The organism is Brachybacterium sp. J153 (assembly GCF_036311905.1).
Taxonomy (GTDB): Bacteria; Actinomycetota; Actinomycetes; order Actinomycetales; family Dermabacteraceae; genus Brachybacterium.
This window is the reverse complement of the sequence record NZ_JAZDCH010000008.1, coordinates 14066-38877: the sequence shown is the minus strand read 5'-3', so window position 1 is coordinate 38877 and position 24812 is coordinate 14066. Positions and strand designations below refer to the sequence as shown.

Below are 24812 nucleotides of genomic sequence, written 5' to 3'. Positions count from 1 at the left end.
TGCCGGGCCCCGCGCAGCATCACCCGACGCCCCGCCCGCCCTCCGCCCTTCAACCCACCTCGCCCCATCCCGCCCACCCAGAATGTGAACGTTGACATCGCCCGGCCGGACCTGATGGGATGGGCGCATGACGCACGCCGACGTGTCCCCGACCGACCCCACCCCCGCCGCGCCGGGCACCCCCGCCGAGACCATCTCCGCCGGTCACGCCCTGCTGGGCCTCGAGCTGGGCTCGACCCGCATCAAGGCCGCCCTGATCGACGAGACCGGCGCCGTGCTGGCCACCGGCTCCCACGCCTGGGAGAACGAGCTGGTCGGCGAGACCTGGACCTACTCGCTGGACTCCGTGTGGGCGGGGATCGCCGACTGCTTCGCCGATCTCGCCCGCGAAGTGCGCGAGCGGCACGCCGTGGAGCTGACCTCCCTGCGCGGCCTCGGGATCTCCGCGATGATGCACGGCTACCTGGCCTTCGACGCCACCGGCGAGCAGCTCGCCGAGTTCCGCACCTGGCGCAACACCTTCACCACCGAGGCGTCGGCGCTGCTCAGCGAGACCCTCGGCCAGAACATCCCGCTGCGCTGGAGCGTCTCCCACCTCCTCCACGCGGTGCAGCAGGGCGAGGAGCACGTCCAGCGCCTCGCACACCTCACCACCCTCGCGGGCTACGTGCACTGGCGCCTCACCGGGCGCCGGGTGCTCGGCGTCGGCGATGCGAGCGGCATGTTCCCGATCGCCGCGTCGGGCGACGCCTTCGACCCCGAGCTCCTCGAGCGCTTCGCCGCCCTCGACGCGGTCGCCGAGGTGCCCTGGTCGCTGCCGGACCTGCTCCCGGAGGTGCTCGTCGCCGGGCAGGACGCAGGCCGGCTCACCGCCGAGGGCGCCGCCCTGCTCGACCCGAGCAGCACCCTGCAGCCCGGGGCGATCACCGCTCCCCCGGAGGGCGATGCCGGCACCGGCATGGTCGCGACGCAGGCCGTCGAACCGCGCACCGGCAACGTCTCGGCGGGCACGAGCGCCTTCGCGATGGTCGTCCTGGAGGGTCCGCTGTCCGGGCCGCGCGAGGAGATCGACCTGGTCACGACGCCGGCCGGCGACCCCGTCGCGATGATCCACACCAACAACTGCACCACCGATCTCGACGCCTGGCTGGGGCTGTTCTCCCAGTTCGCGGAGCTGATCGGCGCCCCGCAGTCCCCGGAGGACCTCTACGCGACCCTCTTCGGCGCCGGCGCCGCGGGGGATGCCGACGCCGGCGGGATCCTCACCTACAACTACGTCTCGGGCGAGCACCAGACGGGCGTCGCCTCCGGTCGGCCGCTCGTGGTCCGCGAGCAGTCCGCGCGCTTCACCCTCGAGAACTTCCTGCGCGCGCAGCTGTACGGGGCGTTCGGCGCCCTCGCCGTCGGCATGGAGGCGCTGCTGCAGGACGAGGGCGTGCACCTCGACGTCATGTACGCCCACGGCGGCATCTTCCGCACGCGCGGCATCGCCCAGCAGGTGCTCGCCGACGCGCTCGGCACCCCGGTCGCCCTCGGCGAGTCCGCCGGGGAGGGCGGCGCGTGGGGCATGGCGCTGCTCGCCGCGCACACCGCCCGCACGGCCGACGGGGACACCGCCGTCGACGTCACGACCAGCGCTGACGCCGGTCCCGGCGCCACCGCCGACGCGGGCCGCCCCGCCGGCTCGGGCGCCGGCCGGGCGCTCAGCGCCTATCTCTCCGACGTCGTCTTCGCCGATCAGGAGCTGAGCACCCTCGACCCCGATCCCGCGGGCTCCGCCGGGCATGCCACCTGGCTGGCCGGCTACCGCGCCGCCCTCCCCGTCGAGCGCCTCGCGGGCGAGCTCCTCGACTGACCTGGTCGGCCCGCCCCGTCGGCCGCATCACCCCTCCGGAAGGAACCCCATGACCCTCGTCCTCGCCGACCTGCCCCGCGCCACCCAGCGCGCGGTGGCCGAGACCCGCGAGCGCGTCGCCGCGCTGCACGCCGAGCTGCCCCGCAACGGGCTCGTCGTGTGGACCGCCGGCAACGTCTCCGAGCGGGTGCCCGCGGTCGACCCCGACGTGCCGGGCCTGATGGTCATCAAGCCCTCGGGCGTCTCCTACGACGACCTCTCCGCGGACGCGATGGTGGTCTGCACCCTCGACGGGAAGAAGATCGAGGACGGCACCCCGGCCGTCCTGGTCCCCTCCTCGGACACCGACGCCCACGCCTACGTGTACGCGCATCTCGACCACGTGGGCGGGGTCGTGCACACCCACTCGACGTACGCGACCGCCTGGGCGGCGCGCGGCGAGGAGATCCCCTGCGTGCTGACGATGATGGCGGACGAGTTCGGCGGCCCGATCCCCGTGGGCCCCTTCGCGATCATCGGCGACGACTCGATCGGCCGCGGCATCGTGGAGACCCTCCGCGACTCCCGCTCGCGGGCCGTGCTGATGCAGAACCACGGCCCGTTCACCATCGGCAAGGACGCCCGCGACGCGGTGAAGGCCGCCGTGATGTGCGAGGAGGTGGCGCGCACCGTGCACGTCTCTCGCCAGCTCGGCGAGCCGCTGCCGATCGCGCAGGGCCACGTCGATTCCCTCTTCGACCGTTACCAGAACGTCTACGGCCAGCCCGCCGCGGACGCCGCCGACCAGCCCAGCCAGGAGGCCTGAGCCCCATGCAGAACCCCTTCGAGACCCGCGAGATCTGGTTCCTCACCGGCAGCCAGGGGCTGTACGGCCCCGAGACGCTCGAGCAGGTCGCGGCGCAGTCCCGCGGGATCGCCGAGACCCTCGACGCCGCGTCCGACATCCCGGTGCGGATCGTCTGGAAGCCGGTGCTGACCGACCGCGACGCGATCCGGGAGATCGCCCTGGCCGCCAACGCGGACCCGGCCTGCGTCGGCGTGATCACCTGGATGCACACCTTCTCCCCCGCGAAGATGTGGATCCAGGGCCTCGACGCCCTGCAGACCCCGCTGCTGCACCTGCACACCCAGGCGAACGTCGCCCTGCCCTGGTCCACGATCGACATGGACTTCATGAACCTCAACCAGGCCGCGCACGGCGACCGCGAGTTCGGGTACATCGCCACGCGCCTCGGCGTGGACCGCAAGACCGTGGTCGGCCACGCCTCGGACCAGGTGGTGCAGGGGAAGATCGGCCGCTGGGCCCGTGCCGCGACCGGTTGGGCCGAGATGCACTCCCTGAAGCTCGCCCGCTTCGGCGACAACATGCGCAACGTCGCCGTCACCGAGGGCGACAAGACCGAGGCCGAGCTGCGGCTCGGCGTCTCCGTGAACACCTGGGGCGTCAACGAGCTGGTCGCCGTCGTCGACGCGATCGAGGACAGCGCGATCGATGAGCTGGTCGCCGAGTACGAGCTGCTCTACGACGTGGTGCCCGAGCTGCGCCGCGGCGGCGAGCGCCACGGGTCGCTGCGCTACGGCGCCCGCCAGGAGCTGGGCCTGCGCCGCTTTCTCGAGGACGGCGGCTTCGGCGCGTTCACCACGAACTTCGAGGACCTCGGCGGGCTGCGCCAGCTGCCGGGCCTCGCCGTGCAGCGCCTCATGGCCGACGGCTACGGCTTCGGCGCCGAGGGCGACTGGAAGACCGCGATCCTGGTCCGCGTCGCGAACGTCATGGGGTACGGCCTGCCGGGCGGCGCCTCGCTCATGGAGGACTACACCTACGAGATGACGCCGGGGAAGGAGAAGATCCTCGGCGCGCACATGCTCGAGGTCTCCCCCACGCTCACCACCAGCACGCCGTCGCTCGAGATCCACCCGCTGGGGATCGGGGACCGCGAGGATCCGGTGCGGCTGAAGTTCTCGGCCGATGCCGGCCCCGCCGTCGTCGTCGCCCTCTCCGACATGCGCGAGCGCTTCCGCCTGGTCGCGAACGTCGTCGAGGTCGTCGAGCCCGACGAGGAGCTGCCGCAGCTGCCGGTCGCGTGCGCCGTGTGGGAGCCGGCCCCGGACTTCGCCACTTCCGCCGAGTGCTGGCTGACCGCGGGCGCCGCCCACCACACGGTGATGAGCACGGCGCTGGGCCTCGAGGTGTGGGAGGACCTCGCCACGATCGGCGGGATCGAGCTCGCGATCATCGACGAGACCACCACGGTGCGCTCCTTCGCCCAGGATCTGCGCACCAACCAGGTCTTCCACCGCCTGGCCCAGGGTTTCTGAGATGACCGGCCGAGCGCCCGGGCGCAGCTGGTCGGGGACCGTCGACTACGGGCCGGGTCCGCTGCACGCCCCGCGCACCGTCGACGAGCTGCGCGTCCTCGTGGCCCGCTCCCCGCGGCTCCGGGCGCTCGGAACCCGCCACTCCTTCTCCGAGGTCGCCGCCTCGGACGGTCCGCTGGTCACGCTCGCGCAGATGCCCGCCGAGATCGAGATCGACACGGCAGCCCGCACCGCGCGGGTCGCCGCCGGGGTCCGCTACGGGGAGCTCGCCCTCGCCGCGCACGAGGCCGGTCTGGCGCTCACGAACATGGGCTCCCTGCCGCACATCTCGGTGGGCGGCGCGAGCGCGACCGGAACCCACGGCTCCGGGGACCGCCTGCGCTCCCTCGCCGCCGGGGTGCGGGCGATCGAGCTGGTCACGGCCGACGGCGACCTGCTCACCCTGTCCCGGGAGCGGGATCCGGAGATCTTCGACGGGGCGGTGCTCTCGCTCGGCGCGCTCGGAATCCTCACGCACCTGACCCTCGACCTGGTCCCCGCCGTCCCGATGCGGCAGACCGTCCATCTCGACTTCCCCGACGTCGCGACCGAGCAGGAGACGCTCTCCGCGCTGCTCGCGGGCGGCACCAGCGTGAGCCTGTTCCACCACTGGGACGGGACGATCGCACAGGCCTGGGTCAAGCAGCGCGCAGACGAGGAGACGGCGCCGCCGGAGTCCTGGTACGGCGGCCGACGGGCGCTGCGCGCCGTCCACCCGCTGCCCAGCATGCCCGCCGACTTCTGCACCGACCAGACCGGGGAGCCGGGGCCCGCGCACGAGCGGCTGCCCCACTTCCGGCTCGAGTTCACGCCGTCCAGCGGCGAGGAGATCCAGTCGGAGTACTTCGTGGCCCGGGAGGATGCGGCCGCGGCGCTCGCGGCGGTGATCCCGCTCGGGGAGCGGATCCGGCCGCTGCTGCACGCCTCGGAGATCCGCACGGTCGCGGCCGACGGGATGTGGCTCTCCGCCGCCCAGCACCGCGACAGCGCCTGCCTGCACTTCACGTGGCACCAGCGGCCGGCCGAGGTCGCGGCGCTGCTGCCCGAGATCGAGGCGGCCCTCGCCCCATTCGCCCCGCGCCCGCACTGGGGCAAGGTGTTCGCCCTCGCCCCGGAGACCGTGCGGGAGCAGTACCCGGATCTTGCGCGCTTCCAGGCGCTGCGCGACCGGCTCGATCCCCAGCGCGTCTTCGCGTGCCCCTTCGTCAACCGCATGCTCGGAGAGTGACATGACCGCCCAGACCCCGTCCCGCCTGGCCGCGCCGGCCCCGCCCCGCGGCTGGAACTCCTGGGACTCCTACGGCACCACCGTCACCGAAGAGGAGGTGCTGGCCAACGCCCGCTTCCTCGCCGAGCACCTGCTGCCCCACGGCTGGGACACGGTGGTGGTCGACATCGACTGGTCGGACCCGTCCGCCCGCTCCCACGGCTACAACGAGGGCGCCCCGCTCGCCATGGACGAGCACGGCCGACTGCTGCCCGATCCCGGGCGCTTCCCCAGCTCCGCGGGCGGGAAGGGCTTCGGGCCGCTCGCCGCGCAGGTCCACGCGCTGGGGCTGAAGCTCGGGATCCACGTGATGCGCGGGATCCCCCGTCGGGCGGTCGCCGCGAACACCCCCGTGCTCGGCACCGCGGTGCGCGCGGCCGACGTCGCCGATCCCGAGAACTCGTGCGAGTGGAACCCGGACATGGTCGGGCTCGACCACACGGTCGACGGCGCCGGCGCCTACTACGACTCGGTGCTCGCGCTGTACGCGGAGTGGGGCGTGGACTTCCTCAAGGTCGACGACATGCTCTGGCCCTACCAGGCTGCCGAGATCGAGGCCTTCGCCGGGGCGATCGCGCGCTGCGGCCGGTCGATGCAGCTGAGCCTCTCCCCGGGCCGCGATCTGTCCCTGACCCGCCTCGAGCACCTGCGGGAGCACGCCACCATGTGGCGGATCTGCGACGACCTCTGGGACCGGTGGGAGGACGTCGCGGCGAACTTCGCCCGCTTCGCCCGCTGGGCCCCGCACGCCGGGCCCGAGGGCTGGCCCGACGGCGACATGCTGCCGCTGGGCCGGATCGGGATCCGCGCCGAGCGCGGCGAGCCCCGCGACTCGCTGCTGACCCCGGACGAGCAGGTCACGCTGATGACCCTGTGGGCAATCGCCCGGTCACCGCTGATGGTGGGCGGGGACCTGCCCAGCTCCAACCCGGCCACCATCGCGCTGCTGCAGAACGCCGACGTCCTCGCCCTCCACGCCGGCGCGACCGCGAGCCGCGAGGTGTTCCGCGAGGACCCGCTGATCCTGTGGACCGCCGAGGACGCCGACGGGCGGCGCTACGTCGCCGCGTTCAACGTCGGCGAGACGGAGCTGGACGTGGCGCTGGACAGCCAGGACGTGGGCCTGCCGGCCGCGCTGACCGGCGAGGTGCGGGAGCTGTGGACGGGCGCGCCGGTCGAGGTGCGGCCGGTGACCGTGCAGTCCGACGCCGCCCGCGGCGTGTCGCCGGGCTCGACGGCGATCGACGTGCGGATCGCGCCGCACGGGGCGGTGCTGCTGCGGGTCGGATGAGCCGGGCGAGCTGCGCCGCTGTCCACCGACGGGATCCCAGCGGCACGAGACCTGCATAGTGCAGGCCGCGTGCCGCTGACGTCCCGTTCGTGGACAGCGGTCTGGGGTCAGCTCGTCACAGCAGCCACCGTCGGCCTCCCGCTCACGACCACCGCGCCGTGAAGGTGGTGATGGACCGGGGCGCCAGCCGCGTCGTCCCCCGGGCGATGCCGTCGCTGTCGCGCTGCAGCCGCCACTGGGCTCCCCGCGCGAGCGACTCGGTCTCCGACGTCCGGTGCGGGGTCAGGACGAGGGTCTTCGAGGAGGTCGGCACGGCGAGCTCGATCTCCTGCTCGGTCTCGGCCTCGTTGAGGGCGACGACGACCAGGTTCCCGGTCTCCTCATCGAGGTATGCGGAGGCCAGCACCTCGATCCGGGTCGCCGGGGTCCAGGAGAGCGCCTCCGCCTGCGTCATCCCCACGGGGACGAGCAGGTCGAGGATGTTGGGGTCCTCGTGCCCGTCGGAACCCCCGCCGAAGTTCCAGTCGGTGCCCTCCCGCAGCACCTCCCGCACACGCAGGGAGTCCGACTCCATGTTCCCCTCCGAGCCGGTGACGAGCACCTGGATCGCCCAGCCGGGCTGGAGGTCCCCGAGGAAGCTCTTGGGGACGCGGACCGTGAGGGTGTCGCCCGCGACCGACTGGTCCTCCGTCAGCGCGACGAACAGAGCCTCGCGCATCTCCGCGGACACCTTCGCGGCGACGTCCGAGGCGATGACGTCGGTCCGGCCGGAGGCGAGGATCGCGCGGTCCCAGGCGAACTCGTCGGCCACCAGGGCGCGCCTGCCCGGGAGCAGCTCGCGGAATCCGCCCTCCGCACGGGTGTCGACGTAGATGTCGATGTTCTGGAGGTCGTAGCCGACGGGCGAGCCGTTCCAGGGGTCCTGGAGGTCGGCGCCGAGGCGGATCGCGAACTCGACGTGCTCGCCGGCGTCGGTCGCCTCGACCGAGAGGAGGTCGAAGCAGCCTGGGACGAAGACGGGGTTCGAGGGATAGGTGTAGGTCCCGGGCCCCACGTCGTCCCCGGCGGGATCCTCGAGGCGGAAGATCCGGTCGCCGGCTGCCGTGCCCGTCGCGACCTCGGGGATCACGAAGGGGATCCGCGCCATCTCGCCCTCGGTCCGGGACTCGGTCGCGACGGTCAGCTCGATCCGGCGCGCGCCGGGGCGCAGGAAGCGGCTGTAGTTCCCGAGCGCCCACAGCCGTCGGGTCTCCTCGAAGGTCTCGGGATCGCCCCGCTCCACGTAGTCCGTGTAGATCAGGCCGTCGCGGTAGTCGTACCTGCTCACGGCGATCCAGTACTGCCAGGTCGTCGTCTGCGCGAGGGTGAGATCGGCGTGGACGGTCCGCGCGAGGGTCAGGGCGGAGTCCATCCCGTAGTCCCGCCCGTTGACCATCTCGCACCACTCGGTCGTGCCCAGCCGGACGTCCGGGTACCTGCTCATGGCCTCCGCGGCGAGTGTCCGCTGCTCGTCGGTGGACCAGTAGGAGTGGGTGGCGAGCTCGCCGATCCCCTCGCGGATCATCGGGTCCTCGAGCAGCAGCTCCGCGTATTTCTCCCCCGAGTACAGCGCCTTGTACTCCCCCGACTCCGGCGCGGAGACGGTCGTCTCCATCCCGCTCGCCGCGAAGGCCTCGATCACGGCGGCGGTGAGCTCCCGCACCTGCTCCGGCTCGTAGTGGCACCCCTCCTGCCCGGGGCCGTCCCAGCCCCACTGGGGCTCGTTGATCGGGCTGATGGTGCGGAACTCGATCCCCTCCTCGTCGCGGAAGTGCCGGACCACGTCGAGGAGGTACGCGATGAACGGCTCGTGGTCGACCGGGGCGAGGTTCGAGGTCCCCGGGTCGCCGTAGGTGTGGCCGTTCCGGGTCAGATGCCGCGGCGGGGAGTTGACGAAGGCGATGACGTCCTCGACGCCACGCTGCTTCGCCGCCTGGAGGAACCAGCGCGCCGCCTCGTCGCGGCTCCAGTCGTACTCCCCGTCGCCGAGCGCGAAGGTCTCGGCCGTGCGCCACGGATCGGTGATGGTGTCGTCGATCCCGCCGCCGATGTTGTAGCGGAACTGGGACAGACCGATGCCCTGCGTCCGCGAGAAGAGGAGCTGTGCGATCGCGGTGCGGCGCGAGGCGCTCCAGCTCCCGAGCTTCTGCGACCACCAGGAGCCGGAGGCGCCGAAGCCCTCGAGGGTCTGGTGCACCGTCGCGGGATCGACGGTGAGCCGGTATCGGGGCGCCTCCGCAGGGGGCTGGTCCGCACGGGGCTGCTCCGCACGGGCCGCGCTCGGCGCGGCGGTCGCGAGGGCGACGCCGCCGGCGGCACCGGCGGCGACGCTCGCCGCGAGGACGGTGCGCCTCGACGGCGTCGCGGGCGCGTACAGGGTCTCACTGGACGGAGCGGGAGAGGGCAGGGGAATCGTGGGCATGACGTCCTCGTCTCTTCGGGGCGTCCGCGTCGACGCCCTTTCTTCACCCCTTACCGTAAGCGCAACCGTTTGCGGATGACCAGAGGTTCCGGGAACCTGCTCCACCCCCTTCCATAGCGGTCGAGGCTCCACTACGGTCGACGCACCCCCCTTCTTTCGAGGGGTGTGAGAAGGGCGGTTCGAGACCGCCCGACGATCCGGCACCGACGCCGATCGATCCCCGCACGACTCGACGAGGAGTACCCCGTGCCCACGAATCCCCCCACCGCGCCCCGCCGACGGAGCATCCTCGCGGCCGCTCTCGCCGCACCACCCCTCGCGATGCTCGCCCCGTCGCTCGCCCACGCCGAAGGCACCTCCGCCCGGCAGTCCTTCACGCCCGGGGAGCCGTGGCTCGACACCGACGGGAAGGTCATCCAGGCCCACGGCGGCCAGGTCGTCCTCTCCGCAGACGCCGAGGGCACGCTCTACTACTGGTTCGGCGAGGACCGCAGCAACGGCTACGCCGCCACACCCGGCGTGCACGTCTACTCCTCCCGCGACCTCTACACCTGGACCGACGAGGGCCTCGCACTGCGCACCCTCACCACCGCCGACCAGATCGACACCGACCCGTACTTCACGGCTCTCTACGGCGACTACTCGGAGGCGCAGAAGTCCGCCGTCGTCCGCGATCTGCTCACCGTTCCCGAGGCGGGGAGCGGCATCCCGGCCGCGATCCTGGAGCGCCCCAAGGTCCTCCACAACGCCGCGAAGGGAACGTGGGTCATGTGGGTCCACGCCGACGGTCCGTCGGAGACCTCGACCGCGCAGTACGCGAAGGCGAACGCCGGCGTCGCCGTCTCGGACTCCCCCACCGGCCCCTACCGCTGGATCGACAGCTACCGCCTGCACCATGCCCCCGAGGGCGAGCCGAACTGGCAGCCCGACAACCCCGGCATGGCCCGCGACATGACCGTCTTCCTCGACGACGACGGCACGGCGTACATCATCTACTCGAGCGAGGAGAACTACTCCCTCTTCATCTCCCGGCTCGACGAGGACTTCACCGATCTGGCGACTCCCCCGGACCGGGCGGTCAAGGGCGTCGACTTCATCCGTCCCTACATCGGCGCACATCGCGAGGCCCCGGCACTGTTCAAGCGGGAGGGGACCTACTACCTGATCACCTCCGGGGCGACCGGCTGGAATCCGAATCCCGCCCAGTACGCCACGGCGACGGAGATCCTCGGCGACTGGACCGACCATGGCAATCCCGTGACCGGCGACGGCGCCTCGGACACCTTCCGCTCGCAGTCCACGAACGTCATCCCCGTCGACCCCGAGCGCGGCACCTTCGTGTACATGGGCGACCGCTGGACCCCGTCGGACCTGAAGAACGCCCCCTATGTGTGGCTGCCGCTGCGGTTCGGCGAGGGCACGCAAATGTCCCTCGTCTGGGCGGACTCGTGGCGCTGGGAGGACCAGCCCCTGCAGCCCGCCTACACCGTCGACGTGGCGCTCCCGAGCGCGGTCGGCCTCGGGGAGGTCAACAAGCTCCCCCGCAGCGGGACCCTGCGACTGTCCGACGGCACGACCGAGAAGCGGAAGATCACCTGGGAGGCGCAGCTCGATCGGCCCGGGATGGTCGAGGCCGTCGGGACGCTCAGCGGTCCGGAGGGCCTCACCGTCCGACGCGAGGTCCTCGTGGTCCCCCGCCACATGGTCTACCTGGTCAACGCCGGCGGGGCCGAGACGAGCGACTACCTCGCCCTCCGCAAGCACGCGCAGGGGCCCGCCCTGAAGAACTCCGTCGCCGATCAGCCGTATGGCGCAGACCCGGCGACCGGGGCGGTGTGGGGCTACCAGGGGCGCTCCAAGCCCGCCGGCTCCGAGACGGACTCCCTGGACCGCTCGCTCCGGTACGCGACCAACCACGACGACCTCACCTACCGCTTCGCGAACCTCCCTTCGGGCTCCTTCACCGTGCACGTCGGCTACTACGACCCCTGGCCCTGGGCCAACCGAGCCGCCCGCGTCACCCTCAACGGGACGGTGGTCGAGGAGGAGCAGCTCTTCACCGGGGTCCCCGAGGCCGTCGCGTACAGCGGCATCATCCCGGGGTCGTCCGGCGAGATCATCCTGACCCTGCACCCGACGAGGTCACCGGACATCCAGGTCAGCTGGGTCGCCGTCGTCGCGGAGTGAGCGCCCCCTGACGGCGGGTCCGGTTGGGTCCTGTCGGCGCTGGGCTGCCCGCTGGCCGGCTGGGCTGCTGTCACACCGGCCTGCCGGCCCACGGTCCTGCCGTCCTGCCGTCCTGGGGGCCTGCGGTCCTGCCGCCCTGCCGCCCTGCCATCCTGCGGGTTGCTGTCCACCGAAGGGATCCCAGCGGCACGCGCCCTGCATATGACAGGGCACGTGCCGCTGACATCCCGTTGGTGGACAGCGGCGGGCGGGGCCGGGCCGGGGCAGGACGGGCCAGGCCCGGTCGGGGCAGGTCGGGTCGGGCCGGGGCCGGTTTCCGGGCCGGGCCGGGGCAGGTGGACGACCCCGGCCGAGGCCGCGCCGCGTCCCGCGCTCAGCCGATCGCGGCCCCGAGCTCGTCGACCATCTGCTGCCCGGCCGCGGCGGCGTCGATCTCGCCGAACATGAACGACTCGCCGACCCGGTTCAGGAGCGACTCGAACTGGGAGCCGCCCTGCGGCGCGATCTCCGGATCGGCGCCGACCTCGGGCGTGATCTCGTCGACGAACTCGAGGGTCTCGAGCTCGATGCCCTCGAGGCGGCCCTTCACCAGCTCGCGGATCTCGGTGTTCGGCGGCAGCCCGCGCTCGACGCCGAGGATCTCGGCCGCCTCCGGCGCGTTCAGGAAGTGGTTGATGAAGGCGACGGCGGCCTCGGGGTGCGCACTCGTCGCGGCGACGGACCAGAACATGCCGGGCTTGAGCCACATCTGGTGGTTCCCGGGATCGCCCGGCGCCGCCGGCAGGCGCATCAGGACCAGCTCGTCCTCGAGCACGCTGGTGAAGGCGACGGTCTGGTTCGACCAGGCGACGGTCATGCCCTGGCGCCCCGTCGCGAACAGCGACTGCTCGATGCCCGCGGCGTAGTCCTCCTGGGTCTGCGAGGCGTCGGGGCCGGCGCCCGAGGACAGCATGCGCTCGGCGTGCTCGAAGAAGCCGGTCGCGTCGGCGGTGTCGAAGCCCAGGGCGCCGTCGGTCCACAGCGCCTTTCCGTGCTGGCGCAGCCAGGCACGGAACACCACCGGGTTCACCACGAACTGGCCGGTGCCGAAGGTGCCGTCCTCGGTCGCGGCGCCGAGCGCCTCGGCGATCGCGAGCTGGTCGTCCCAGGTCCAGGTGGTGTCGTCGGGCAGCTCGACCCCGGCGCGCTCGAACAGGGAGGCGTTGACCAGCATGATCGGAGCGTTCGACCCGCCCCGCACGCCGACCTTGCCGGCCTCGCCGACGGTGCCGGCCTCGGCCAGCCCCTCGGTGAAGCCGGAGGTGTCGAGCCCGGCGGTCGACAGGTCCAGGAGGGCGCCGCGCTGGGCGTACTCGGCGAGATAGGCCTCCTCCATCTGGATGATGTCCGGGGCGCTGCCCGCCGCGGTCTGCGTCGCGAGCTTGTCCCAGTAGGAGGAGAAGTCCGAGGGCTCGGCCTCGATGGTGACCCCGTTGAGCGCCCCGACGTACTGGTCGATGACCTCCTGGGTCAGGGCGGCGCGCTTGTCGCCGCCCCACCAGGTCATCCGGAGGGCGGCGTCGCCGCCCCCGTCGGACCCGCCGGATCCGGAGCCGGAGGGCTGGGCATTGGGGCCGCAGGCGGCGAGCGCGAGGCCGACGGCGGCGGTGCCCCCGAGGGCGAGGTCGCGGCGGCGGGGAAGCGCGGGTGCGGGCATGGTGTCTCCTTCGTGACCACGGCGTCAGGACGGTCGCGTCCAGGGGCGTCGATGCCCGGGCGGCCGGTGCCGACATCGTGCTCCCTCCGGACACCTTCACCCCGAGAACGGACACTTTCGATCAGGTCCGTGCACCCCGGCCGTCCGCGGCCTACGGTGGCCCGAGCATCCCGCGACCCGAGGACGAGAATGCCGCCCGCCGCACCCCTGCCCGCCCACCTGCCGCGGTCTCGCCACGAGCACCTCCTGCGCGAGCTGTCGCTGCGCGGCAGCGTGCGCGCCTCCGAGATCGCCGCCGAGCTCGGCGTCTCCGAGGTGACGATCCGCCGCGACATCATCCGGCTCGAGCGAGACGGTCAGCTCGCCCGCGTCCACGGCGGGGCGATCTCCGCGGCGGAGACGACCCGGCCCCGCCCGGCGCGCACCCCGGTGGGGCTGGTCCTCCCCGGTCCCGGATCCCATTTCCCGGCCGTCACCCGGGGTGCCGGCGAGGCGGCGTCCGCGCTCAACGCGCGGCTGATGATGGCCTCCACCGACTACCGGGTCGCGACCGAGCGGCGGCAGGTCCGCCAGCTCCTCGACCTGGGCATCGAGGGGCTGCTCATCGCCCCCACGCTGCGCGACCGCACCCCTGCCGAGCTGCTCGAGGAGCTGGGCGCCGTGCCCGTGCCCGTCGTGCTCCTCGAGCGCAGCCTCGAGGGGACCGTCGTGCTCGCCGATCACGACGGGGTGCGGACAGATCACGCACGCGGCACACTGATGGCGCTCGAGCATCTGCGCGCGCAGGGGCACGATCGCATCGGCCTCGCGCTGCTGGATCGCACGCCGACGGCGGCCCCGATCCGCGAGGGCTTCCTGCGCGCCTGCGGTCAACTGGATCTGGACCCGCCGCCGATCGGCTCGCTGCCGAAGGACGACGGGGGCCGGGTGGATCCCGTGGATGCCGCGCTCGCGGAGCTGCTGGCCGACAGCCTCGCGCGCGGGGTGCGAGCGCTCGTGGTGCACACCGACCACTACGCCGCACGACTGGTCGAGATCGCCCTCGATCAGGGCATCCGGGTGCCGGAGGACCTGGCCGTGATCGCCTACGACGACGAGTTCGCCGAGCACTGCATCGTCCCGCTCACCGCCGTCTCCCCGCCGGGCCGCGAGATCGGGCGCCTCGCGCTGCACACGGTCTTCGACCGGATCCGCACGGGCTCCGGCGAGGCTGCCGGACCGCCCCGTCACGTGCAGGTCTCCCCGCAGTTGATCGTGCGGTCGTCGACGCTGAGCGTCGGGGCGGAGGCGGGAGCCGCCGTCGCAGAGCCTCCGTCCGCAGGGGCGACATCGACGCGATGACCCGCTAACCTGCGCTGACCCGCGCGGATACGTGCCGACCCCGCCGATCTCGATCCGGCCACGTCCCTCGTCCGCGCGCGCCGCGTGGACTAGCGTCGGCCCCAGGCTCGGCGATCCTCGCCCGATCCGGTGCACGGCAACGACGCTCACCCACTGGAGGTCTCCATGTTCACCCGCCGTCAGACCCTCGCCCTGCTCGCCGCTGCGGGCTCGATCCCTGTCCTGGCCTCCTGCGGCCCCAACTCCGGCGGCTCCGGGGGCGGCGACGGCGAGGGCGGCGGGGACGTCCGCATCTACTGGTGGGGCGGCGACCTGCGCCTCGGCCTCACCCAGGACGCCCTCGCGATCTTCGCGGAGAAGAACACCGACTTCGCGGTCTCCCCCGAGTACAGCGAGTGGACCGGCTACTGGGACAAGCTCGCGACCCAGACCTCGGGCGGCGACGCCCCCGACCTGATGCAGATGGACGAGGCGTACATCGACTCGTACGGCACGCGCGGGGCGCTGCTGGATCTCGAGACGATCACCGATGTCCTGGACCTCTCCGCGATGGACTCCAAAGTGCTGGACACCGGGCGCCTCGCGGACGGCACCCTCGTCGGCGCCCCTCTGGGCATCGGCATCTTCTCCGTGGGCGTCAACGAGGACCTCCTCGGCAAGTCCGGGGTGGAGCTCCCCGCGGACACCGAGTGGACCTGGACCCAGTTCGCCGAGGCCGCCGCCGCGATCAGCGCATGGGGCAAGGACCAGGACATCGTCGGCATCGACATGTTCGGCCAGGGCGCCGCGGAGCTGCACGCCTGGGCGCGGCAGTCCGGGCAGCAGGTCTTCCCCAAGGAGGGCGACACCCTCGTGACGCTCGAGACCATCCAGGGCTGGCTCGAGTTCTCCAAGTCGCTCATCGACTCCGGCGCCGCGCCGGGGGCTGACGCGCAGATCGAGGACTTCGGAGCGGGCGTCGAGGGCGGCCGCTTCGGCACCGGCAAGGCCGTGCTCCACTTCCAGTTCCACACCCAGGTGCAGACCTTCGCGAGTGCCTCGGGGGCCGCGATGAACCTGCTGCGCCTGCCGGCGATCACCGCCGGGGATCACCAGATGGTGAACAAGGCGTCGATGTATTGGTCGATCGCCGCGGCCAGCGAGGTCACCGAGAACGCGGGCGTGCTGATGAGCTTCCTGCTCACCGACCTCGACGCGGCGAAGGTGCTGAAGATCGAGCGCGGTGTGACGGCCTTCCCCGAAGTGCAGACCGCGATCGAGGGCGAGCTCAACGACATCGAGCGCATCTGCCTCGACTTCGCGCGCGACATGCAGGCCGAGGTCGCCCCCGCTCCGCGCGTCACCCCCGCGGAGGGCGTCGGCTTCGGCACCGAGGTGACCCGCATCAGCCAGGAGTTCTACTTCGGGAACACCGACGCGGCCGCGGCGGCCCAGCAGATCCTCGCCGCGATCGAGGGCATGCAGCCCGCGGAGTGACGCCGGGGCGGGCACCCCGCGCCGCCCCATCCGGTCGACGCTGTCATTCGTGTCGGAATGGGCGGCCATACCGACGCAAACGACAGCGTCGACCGTAGGGACCGACTCGGATCACCGCATCGACCGCACCCCGGCGACGCCACCCACTGTCTGCACCCCCGGCTGGCTCGACGCGCTCGGCAGGCCCACCTGCTCGAGGAAGCCCTCGAGGGCGAGGACGGCCATGCCCAGGCTGACACCCTCGCCGTCGGCGGCGGTGAACTCGAGGCTGAGCCCGGAGGCGGGGCCGGGCAGGCACTCCTGCGGGATCCGCTCCCGCACCCGGTCACGCAGCTCGGAGCCGGCGTAGTTGGTGATCCAGCCGAGCACCGAGACGTGCTCGGGGTTGACCAGGTTGACGAGGTTGCCGATGCCCGCGGCGAGGTAGTCGCCCGTGCGCAGCAGCGCGGCCTGGGCGGAGACGTCCCCGGCGGCCTCCGCGCGGGTGAGCCGCTGGATGAAGTCGCGGTGGTGCTGCACCTGGACCAGCTCGTGGTCGGGGTCGATCTCTGCGAGGGTCGCGCGGATCCCCTCGACCCCCACGTACGCCTCGACGCACCCGGTCCGGCCGCAGCGGCAGGTCCGGCCGTCCCAGACGAGCGTGGTGTGCCCCCATTCGCCGGCGGAGTTGCCGGGCCCGCGCAGCAGCTTGCCGTCGGTGATGATCCCGGCACCCACCCCGGTGCCGAGGTTCACGGCGACGAAGTGCTCGAACCGCTGCCCGGCCCCGAACCACAGCTCTCCGGTGGCGAGCGCCATGAGCGGGTTGTCGATCCGCACCGGGACGGGCAGCGCGGACTGCAGGGCGTCCATCAGCGGCACCTCGTGCCAGCCCCAGTTGGGGGCGAAGACGTCCACACCGCGCGCGGGGTCGACCTGCCCCGGCAGGGAGACTCCCGCGCCGACCACCTGGCCCGCGAGCTCGGGGTGGCGCTCCAGCAGCAGCTCGGCGCAGCAGCGGATCCGCTCGGCGACCGACTCGATGGTCTGCGCGCCCGGCGCGAGCTCGATGCGCTCCTGGTCGAGGCGCGCGAGGGCGGTGTCGAAGAGGTCGACGCGCACGTAGGTCTCGGCGACGTCGACGGCGAGCAGCGCGCCGCGGCCCGGATTGGCCTGGAACGTCGCGGTGGGTCGGCCGCCGCGGGAGGAGATCTGGCCCGCCTCGCGCACCACGCCCTCCTCTAGCAGCTCGCCGACGAGGGTGGTGACTGTCGCGGCGCTCAGCCCCGTCTGCGCGCTGATCTCCGCCCGCGAGATGGTGGTCCGGGCATAGATCGTCCGCAGCACGAGGAAGCGGCTCTCGTGCCGGATCCCCTGCGAGGTCTTCGTGGCCATGGTGCTCCTCCCGACCCGACGGCTCGGCGTGCCGACGATCGGCGACCGTCGCTCGAGCCCTAGCGGGTCGTCTCCGCCCGCCGGATGGGTCCGAACCTACCGCCCGCGCCCGCGAGCGGCTCGACGAGCAGCAGCAGGTCGGCGCCCGCGCCCTCCCCCGCCCAGCCGGCAGGGATCCAGGAGCGCGCCGGATCGCCGCCGGAGACGGCCGGCGCGCCGAGCACGTGCCGCGACACCCGCCGACCGTCGCAGACCACCGTCACCTGCACGTCCTGGCCGGCGAGGTCGAGCAGGGCGCCGCTCCGGCCGCCGGCCGGCTCGGCGAGCCGCACGAGCGTCGGCACGGCGACCCGCAGCTCCCCGAGAGGGAGGTCACCCCAGCTCAGGCCCGGATCCGTGACGCGAGCCGTGAGCTCGGCGGCCAGCTCGGCCTCCCGCTGGGTGCGCAGCTCCCGCACCATCGGCCGACGTGCGCGGAGCAGCTCGGCGCCGTCCCCCAGACCGCCGGGGACGTGCGGGGCGAGGACCTCCAGGTCGACGCTCCCGCCCGGTCCCTCGAGCACCAGGACCGGTGCCTCGGGGACCAGGAGCCGCTCCTCGCCGCCGTCGATGCGGACGCGCAGCGGGTGGCCGAGCCCGTGCAGGCGCAGCACCGCGATCTCGTCGCCGCCCGGCAGCGACAGGCTCCGCCCGTACACCGTGGTCTCGCCGGGCCGGGCGCTGGACCAGCCGCCGAGCGAGCGCAGCGGCGGGGCGGCGAGGGGTCCGTCCCCGCGCCGATCGGGGATCTCCCGCACCTCCCAGAGGTCAGAGGCGTCCTCGCTCCCGAGCACCTCGAGCACGGTGCCGAGGCCGCGTCCGGCGCCGAGGCGGAGGGCCGGCCGACGGGCGTCGTCGAAGTTGGCGCGGCCCCAGATCTCGGCGGTGAGCCGTGCCCGCTGTGCGAGGCCGGGGGTCAGCGGATGGCTGATCGGGGCGCCGTGCGCGACGCTCACCCCGAGATCGCGGCCGTCGACCTCGCAGCGCACGAGGTCCGCCGCGCCGAGCAGCAGCAGCTCCTGCGCCGCGGCGGAGAGCTCGACCTCCGCCTGCAACCGGCCGTCGGCCAGTCCCAGCGCCTCGGCGCCGGGGAGCGGTCGACGGGCCCCCGCCTCGTCGTGCGGGACGACCTCCCCCGTCGGCAGCCCGTCCGCGCCCAGCACGGTGATCTGCGCCGACGCCCGTCGCCGCACCGGCTCGGGATCGGCGACCGGAGCGGACGGCACCCGGATCTCCACCCGCACCCCGGCGCCCTCGCGTCCGGCACGGGCCGCGCCCGGGCCGACGAGGTGCAAGGTCTCGGTCGAGCCGCCGCCCTCCCCGCCCCCGAGGCGCACCCGCACCTGCGCCGTCGGGCCGCCCGCGAAGACCAGCACGAGGTCGGCGCCGTCCGTCGCGGGCCGCACCTCGACCAGCTCGCCGGTCGCGACCTCGAGCGTGCCCTCCGCGCCCCAGGGCTGCAGCGGCACGTCGACGGCGAGGAAGGGGCAGGCGCCCGGTGCGATCACGGCGTCGACCGGCGCACCCGCGGACGGCTCGAGCCGCACCGCGAGCGCGACGTCGTCGAGGGCCGCCGCACCCACCAGGTGACCTCCGCCGGCCAGCGCGAGCGCGCCGCCCGCGAGCGTCCCGCCGTCGGCCGCCTCGACCGGGGCCTCGCCGAGCGGGATCGGGGTCGCCGCCGCGAGCCGCTCGCCCCAGGCGGCGAGGGTGGTGGTGAGCGCGATCGCCTCGTCGTACTCGGCGCGGCGCAGGCCCTCGGGGCTGAGATAGCCCGCGAAGTCGTAGTCGTGGGTCATCAGGTTCCCGGGATCGCCCCAGTTGCCCGCGGAGGGCAGGACCAGGTGGTCGAAGCCGGAGGTCTGCAGGTAGGGGGCGACCAGTCGCGCCCCGGCGAGGATCTCGCGGCGCAGCGTCCGGTGGAGGCGGTTGGTCTCCGTGACCATCAACGGCAGACCACGCTGCGCGAGGCGCTCCGCGTAGACGCGCGCCTCGGTGTCGAAGCTGGTGGAGGCGTCCGAGGGGTAGAGGTTCACGGTGGGGACCACGCCGTCGGCGTCCCCCGAGGCGCCGGCGAGATCGCCCTGCCCCGCGCACGCGATGATCGGCACCTCGATGCCGGCGGCGCGTGCCGACCGGGCCAGGTGGTCCATGTACTCGGCCGGATCGGGGCAGTCGAAGAAGTCCAGCTCGTTCTCGATCTGGACCAGCGCGACCGGGCCGCCGCGGGTGATCTGCGCGGCGGCGAGCACCGGCATGACCGCGGCGAACCAGCGGTCGACGGCCGCGAGATAGTCCGGGTCCGAGGTGCGCAGCGCCGCCGGGGCGTGCGGGGAGTCGCCGTGGAGCCACCAGGGCAGTCCGCCGCCGTCGGTCTCGGAGCAGATGTAGGGCCCGGGCCGGGCCATGACCAGCAGGTCCTGTGCCGCAGCGAGCTCGAGGAAGCGGGCCAGGTCCCGCTCCGGGGAGCTGAGGTCAATCCGCCCCGGCTCCTCCTCGTGGAAGCCCCAGTGCACGTAGAGGTCGATCATCCGGTACCCGGACTCGCGCACCAGGCGCAGGCGGTCCTCCCACTGCGTGGCCGGCAGGCGGAACGGGAAGACCGAGGAGCACAGCAGCACCGCGGGCACGCCGTCGAGACGGAGCTCGCCGGGGCCGAGCTCGAGGGTGATCAGCGGATCGGACATCAGGCGGAACCTTCCAGGGGCGGGGAGGAGGGCAGGGTGGAGCGGGGCAGGCGGGCAGGGCGGGGCAGGCGGGCCGTTCAGGACTGGTTGGAGCCCGTGTATCGGGCAAGCACGCGGCGCAGCAGGAGGGCGTTGACGCAGGCGATGCCCGAGAACCCGGCGAGCAGCCAGAACAGTCCGTAGCCGGCGAGCGCCGGGTCGGTGACCGTGACGGCGAGCGGCAGCACCAGCACCCCGGTCATCCCCATCGCGGCCAGCGGGTGGCGGGCGGACATCTTCCGGGCGTTGGAGATCACCTCGCGGGTGGAGCCCTCGAAGGTCGCGAAGTAGGGGAACAGGAACAGCAGCACCGCGATCAGCCGCAGTGCGAGCAGCACCAGCGCGGCCCACAGCAGCACGCCGGCGAGCGGGCCCGCGTCGACCTGGGTGAGCACCACGGTCCAGGCGACGAGCACGGCGACCGCGACGGCGGCCACCGCGAGCACCCCGAAGGACTGACGCAGGTTCTGGCGGAAGGAGCGCAGGTAGGCGTCGGTCGCGGATTCCGGGCTGTCCTCCACGAGCCGCAGCGCCGCGAAGTTCAGCGCGGTCAGCGAGGCGCCGAGCGTGATCAGCGGCACGGAGGTGACGAGGAAGAGCAGGTTCAGGATCATCACGTCGCCGACGCGTCCCAGCACCCGCTGCAGCGGCGAGTCCGCCGCGAACAGTCCCTTCATCATGCTCTCCTTCCCGGCCCGGGGGCCGACGGGGGTGGCCGCGGTGGGGCCGATGGGGGCGCGGGCGGTCTGGGCCCGCGCCCCCGTCGGCACCGGTCAGCTGAGGCCCTGCTCCGAGGCCCAGGCGTCCATCTGCTCCTGGACGGAGGCGATGATGTCGCCGATGCCCGCGGACTCGAGCTCGGCGCGCATCTCGTCGACCGCGGCGCTCGGGTCGTCGAACTTGCCGTACTGCAGCTGCGGCAGGTACTCGGAGAGCACTCCGCTGACCGCGGAGAGCGACGGCGCGAACGGGTTCTGGTCGATCACGAAGGTCTCGTACGGGTACTCCTTCGCGATCCCGTCGAGCTCCTCGTAGAAGTCCCACTTGTTCGGCGCGTCGGTGACGCGGTCGAGCTCGTAGTCGTCCATGCGGCCGTACCAGAAGTTGGCGCCGAGCCCGTCGGTGGACGGGTCGTAGCCCTCGGGGAAGTCGAGCTTCCCGTCGGTGACGATGTAGTCGGTGCCCTCGATGCCGAAGTTGATCAGCCTGTAGCACTCCTCGTCGTTGCGCAGCGCGTCGTAGACGGCGAGCGCCTTCTCCGGGTTGCCCGAGCTCGCGGCGACGGCCATCGCGCCGTGGGTCTTGAGGTCCTTGAAGAAGTTCCCGTTCTCCGTGCCCCAGTAGAAGAAGCGGGGGTCCGAGCCGGGCTGCTTCGTGGTCATGTTGTTGACGATGCCGGTGAGGAACGTCTGGGTGTGGTGCTGATCCGCGCCGGAGAGGCCCGCGTAGAACAGCTCGCGGGTGTCGCCGTCGTAGTTCAGCGCGTCCTCGCGCCACACGCCGATCTCGTTCCACTGCTTCGCGAGGTCCGCGGCGTCCTTGAGGACGTCGCCCTCCATCAGCCACGACGTGACCTTGTACGGGTCCGACTCGGTGGTGTGCAGCGGGAAGTAGATACCGGCGGCGATGCCCTGGATGGTCTGGAAGTCGGCGTGGCCGGCGATGTACCCGTCGAGCACGGCGCCGTTCGAGCCGGCGACGTCCCACGGGTACGCCTCGGGCTGGTTGTCCTTGACCCACTGGAAGTACGTCGTGAAGTCCTCGAACTTCGTGATGGTCCCGTCGGCGAAGCCGGCCTCGGTCGCCCAGTCGCCGCGGTAGAAGAAGCCGTGATTGGTGAACTGGGTGTAGTTGTCCTCAGGGGCGAAGTAGATCGTGCCGTCGAGCTTGCACAGGTCCCAGTGGCCGTCGGCGTTCACCTGCTCCCAGGTCTTCGGGGCGTTCTCCTGCAGCAGCGCCTCGTCCAGCTCGAGGAAGGCGCCCTTGCCGGCGTTGTCCCACGCGTACAGCCAGTCGGTGGCGGTGCCGATCAGGTCGATCGAGCCGTCGCCGGAGAGCAGCTGCACGTTGTACTGGGTCTGCCAGTCGGCCCACTCGACGTAGTACAGGTCGAGGGTCGCGCCGGCCTTCTCCGTCAGGAGCGTGTTGAGCTGCTCGAGCATCGCCTCGACGCGGCCGTTGGTGGGCTTGTCGCCGAGCACGAGCATGGTGATCGTCGGGGTGCCGCCCCCGCCGCCGGAGCCGGATCCGGCGCCGCAGCCGGTCAGCGCGGTGGAGACGAACAGGGCGGGGACGGATGCCGCGCCGATCTTGAGAAGGGTCCTGCGTTCCATGGTGTGTCCTCAGCTTCCTCGATGAAGTCAGGGGCGGGTGGTGGGCACTGCAGTCGGTCGGTCCGGGGCGGGGCGTGCGGGGCGACGAGCGGGAGCTCCCGTGGTGCGGGCGGAGCGGGGGCTCAGCCCTTCACGGCGCCGACGGTCAGACCGGAGACGAAGTACTTCTGGACGAAGGGATAGAGAAGGACGATCGGGCCGGTGGCCACGACGGCGCTGGCCATCTTCAGGGTGTTGGTGGGCAGCTGCGTCACCGTCACGTTCGCGCCGGCCACCGAGTTCTTCAGGGCGTTGGCCGTGTTGATGACGTTGTAGAGGTAGTACTGCAGCGGCTTGAACTCGACCGCGCTGCCCAGATAGAGCGAGGACAGGTACCACTCGTTCCAGTAGCCGAGCGCGAGGAACAGGCCGACGGTGGCCAGCGCGGGCTTCAGCATCGGGAAGGCCAGCTGCCAGAAGATCCGGAAGTCCCCGGCGCCGTCCATCTTCCCGCTCTCGACCATCTCCCACGGGACGGAGCGGGCGAAGTTCTTCATGAGGATGATCAGCCACGGCGTCATCAGCAGCTGCAGGAACACCGCGAGATAGGAGCCTTTCAGCCCGAGCACCTGGGTGACCCACAGATAGGTCGGGGCGAGGCCCGCGGAGAACAGCGTCGTGAAGTAGATGAAGAACGAGATGTAGTTGCGGTACGCGAAGTCGCGGCGCTGAAGCGCGAATCCGGTCATCGCGATGATGAACAGGCCGATCGCGGTGCCGGCGACCGTCATGATGATCGTGACGGCATAGGAGCCGGCGATCGCGCGCGGGTAGCGGAAGATGAACTCGTAGGCCTCGAGCGAGAATCCCTTCGGGAACAGTCCGAAGCCCTCCTTCATGATCACCGCCTCGTCCGAGACCGAGGCGGAGAGGATCAGCAGGAACGGCAGCGCGCAGAAGATCGTGAACACCGTGACCGAGACGTACGAGACGGTGCGCAGCACGATCTCGCCGCGGTCCAGCTTGATCTTCACCGGGGTAGTGCGGGGGCGGGGCGCGGTGGGATCCGGAGCCTCGGGCAGATCGGGGGCGCCGACGGCGCCGGGGGCAGATGCGGTCATGATGGCTCTCCGTCCGCTCAGAACAGCGCGTAGTCGGGGTTGATGCGGCGCACGATCCAGTTGCACAGGAGCACCAGGAACAGGCCGAACAGGGACTGGTAGAGACCGACCGCGGTGGAGGCGGTGAAGTTGTTCTGCGACATGATCATCCGGTAGACGGAGGTCTCGATGATGTCGGTGGTCCCGTACAGCGCCGAGTTGTTCCCGATGAGGTTCCAGAACAGCCCGAAGTTGCCACGCATGATGCCGCCGAGCGAGAACAGCAGCAGGATGATGAACGTCGGCTTGAGGCTCGGCAGGATGATGTGCCGGATGCGCTGCCAGGCGGAGGCGCCGTCGATCGCGGCGGCCTCGAACATCGAGTTGTCGATGCCCATGATCGCGGCGAAGTAGACGATCGAGCCGTAGCCGGTGGACTGCCACAGCTGGAACAGGACGATGATGATCGGCCACAGCCCGGCGGTCGAGTAGATCTTGATCGGGTCGCCGCCGGTCGCGCGGAGCAGGGCGTTGATCGCGCCGGTGTCGTAGTTCAGCAGGTTGAAGGCGATCACGCCGATCAGCACCACGGAGATGAAGTACGGCAGGAACATCACCGCCTGGCTGATCTTCTTGAAGTACCGGTGGCGGATCTCGTTGAGCATGATCGCGATCGCGATCTGCAGGACGTTGCCGATCACGATGAATGCCAGGTTGTACAGCAGCGTGTTCCGGGTGAGCAGCCACAGCTGCCCGGACTTCGCGAGGAACTCGAAGTTCTTCAGGCCGACGAACTCGCTGCCGAAGATGCCGTCGCGGAAGTTGTAGTTGGTGAACGCGATCCAGCTGCCCGGGAGCGGGCCGTAGCTGAAGACGATGAAGAAGACGATCGCGGGCAGGCACATGATGAGCAGGACGCGGCTCTCCCACAGCCGGTGCCGCCACGAGCGGCGCCTGCTGGGCGCGATGGTGGGCTCGGTCGGCGTGCTGTCGACCATCCCGACGGCCTTCACGGTCATCCTCGGTCCCCTCCCCGGTGGCGGCGCGCGACCTCGGTGGTCTGCGCGGTGGATCCTCCGACGACGCGGCGCGACTCCATGCCCGACCCGGGGTGCGCGGAGCGGATCCGCGCAGTGGATGGTGCAGGACGCATCGGCGTGCCTCTCGTCGAATTGCAGCGACGGCTCGGCGGGGCGGCTGTGCCTCGTCCAGCGATGGGCTGCGGTGCCCACGTCGTGCGATGAGACTTAACCTAACCCTTGAGATAAGCAGTGTCGAGAGTCACGATGGTCACGGATGGGTCACGGTCCGGCAGGTCGCCGCTGCGCT

At 72.0% G+C, this 24812-nt stretch carries 16 protein-coding genes; 8 read left to right on the top strand and 8 right to left on the bottom strand.

Annotation, left to right across the window (positions count from 1 at the left end; all coding sequences use genetic code 11):
- The first annotated feature begins 127 nt into the window (after positions 1 to 127).
- The 5 genes from V1258_RS04710 to V1258_RS04690 are packed head-to-tail and all read left to right on the top strand — an operon-like array spanning position 128 to position 6771.
- On the top strand, positions 128 to 1855 hold the full coding sequence (locus V1258_RS04710; protein ID WP_329748577.1) for a xylulokinase: 1728 nt from the start codon (positions 128 to 130) through the stop codon (positions 1853 to 1855).
- A gap of 49 nt (positions 1856 to 1904) precedes the next feature.
- Entirely contained in the window at positions 1905 to 2660 is a 756-nt protein-coding gene (locus V1258_RS04705) for an L-ribulose-5-phosphate 4-epimerase (protein ID WP_329748576.1), read from the top strand.
- Between the two features lie 5 nt (positions 2661 to 2665).
- Positions 2666 to 4174 carry an L-arabinose isomerase gene (araA, locus tag V1258_RS04700; protein ID WP_329748575.1) on the top strand — a complete coding sequence of 503 codons (1509 nt, stop codon included), beginning with the start codon at positions 2666 to 2668 and terminating at the stop codon, positions 4172 to 4174.
- A gap of 1 nt (position 4175) precedes the next feature.
- Complete coding sequence (locus V1258_RS04695; protein ID WP_329748574.1) at positions 4176 to 5441, top strand: D-arabinono-1,4-lactone oxidase; 1266 nt, start codon at positions 4176 to 4178, stop codon at positions 5439 to 5441.
- Position 5442: 1 nt separating this feature from the next.
- Complete coding sequence (locus V1258_RS04690) at positions 5443 to 6771, top strand: alpha-galactosidase (protein WP_329748573.1); 1329 nt, start codon at positions 5443 to 5445, stop codon at positions 6769 to 6771.
- Positions 6772 to 6913: 142 nt separating this feature from the next.
- Here V1258_RS04690 and V1258_RS04685 read toward each other — a convergent pair whose 3' ends face one another.
- A complete protein-coding gene (locus V1258_RS04685) occupies positions 6914 to 9232 on the bottom strand; it encodes a glycoside hydrolase (RefSeq protein WP_329748572.1) in 2319 nt (772 codons plus the stop codon).
- A 246-nt stretch (positions 9233 to 9478) separates the two neighbouring features.
- Between V1258_RS04685 and V1258_RS04680 the strand changes: the two genes are divergently transcribed.
- On the top strand, positions 9479 to 11419 hold the full coding sequence (locus tag V1258_RS04680; RefSeq protein WP_329748571.1) for a family 43 glycosylhydrolase: 1941 nt from the start codon (positions 9479 to 9481) through the stop codon (positions 11417 to 11419).
- 373 nt (positions 11420 to 11792) lie between these two features.
- On the opposite strand, the gene V1258_RS04675 is transcribed toward V1258_RS04680, so the two are convergent.
- Positions 11793 to 13115: an ABC transporter substrate-binding protein gene (locus V1258_RS04675; protein WP_329748570.1), complete on the bottom strand. Its 1323-nt coding sequence runs from the start codon at positions 13113 to 13115 to the stop codon at positions 11793 to 11795.
- Between the two features lie 189 nt (positions 13116 to 13304).
- On the opposite strand from V1258_RS04675, the gene V1258_RS04670 reads away from it, so the two are divergent.
- Together V1258_RS04670 and V1258_RS04665 are read left to right on the top strand one after the other, a co-directional pair.
- A complete protein-coding gene (locus V1258_RS04670; protein ID WP_329748569.1) occupies positions 13305 to 14456 on the top strand; it encodes a substrate-binding domain-containing protein in 1152 nt (383 codons plus the stop codon).
- Between the two features lie 165 nt (positions 14457 to 14621).
- The gene (locus V1258_RS04665; RefSeq protein ID WP_329748568.1) at positions 14622 to 15932 is read left to right on the top strand and encodes an ABC transporter substrate-binding protein; all 1311 of its coding nucleotides are present in this window, start codon (positions 14622 to 14624) and stop codon (positions 15930 to 15932) included.
- Between the two features lie 111 nt (positions 15933 to 16043).
- Here the strand turns inward: V1258_RS04665 and V1258_RS04660 are convergent, their stop codons facing one another.
- From V1258_RS04660 to V1258_RS04635, 6 genes are all read right to left on the bottom strand, one after another.
- Entirely contained in the window at positions 16044 to 17306 is a 1263-nt protein-coding gene (locus tag V1258_RS04660) for an ROK family transcriptional regulator (protein WP_329748567.1), read from the bottom strand.
- 59 nt (positions 17307 to 17365) lie between these two features.
- Positions 17366 to 20032 carry a beta-galactosidase gene (locus tag V1258_RS04655; protein ID WP_329748566.1) on the bottom strand — a complete coding sequence of 889 codons (2667 nt, stop codon included), beginning with the start codon at positions 20030 to 20032 and terminating at the stop codon, positions 17366 to 17368.
- A 77-nt stretch (positions 20033 to 20109) separates the two neighbouring features.
- Positions 20110 to 20748 (bottom strand): DUF624 domain-containing protein, encoded by a 639-nt coding sequence (locus V1258_RS04650; RefSeq protein ID WP_329748565.1) that lies wholly within the window; start codon positions 20746 to 20748, stop codon positions 20110 to 20112.
- 96 nt (positions 20749 to 20844) lie between these two features.
- Complete coding sequence (locus V1258_RS04645; protein WP_329748564.1) at positions 20845 to 22404, bottom strand: ABC transporter substrate-binding protein; 1560 nt, start codon at positions 22402 to 22404, stop codon at positions 20845 to 20847.
- Between the two features lie 122 nt (positions 22405 to 22526).
- A complete protein-coding gene (locus V1258_RS04640; RefSeq protein ID WP_329748563.1) occupies positions 22527 to 23504 on the bottom strand; it encodes a carbohydrate ABC transporter permease in 978 nt (325 codons plus the stop codon).
- A 17-nt stretch (positions 23505 to 23521) separates the two neighbouring features.
- Positions 23522 to 24502, bottom strand: a complete 981-nt coding sequence (locus tag V1258_RS04635; protein WP_329748562.1) for an ABC transporter permease — start codon at positions 24500 to 24502, stop codon at positions 23522 to 23524.
- Positions 24503 to 24812: the final 310 nt, after the last annotated feature.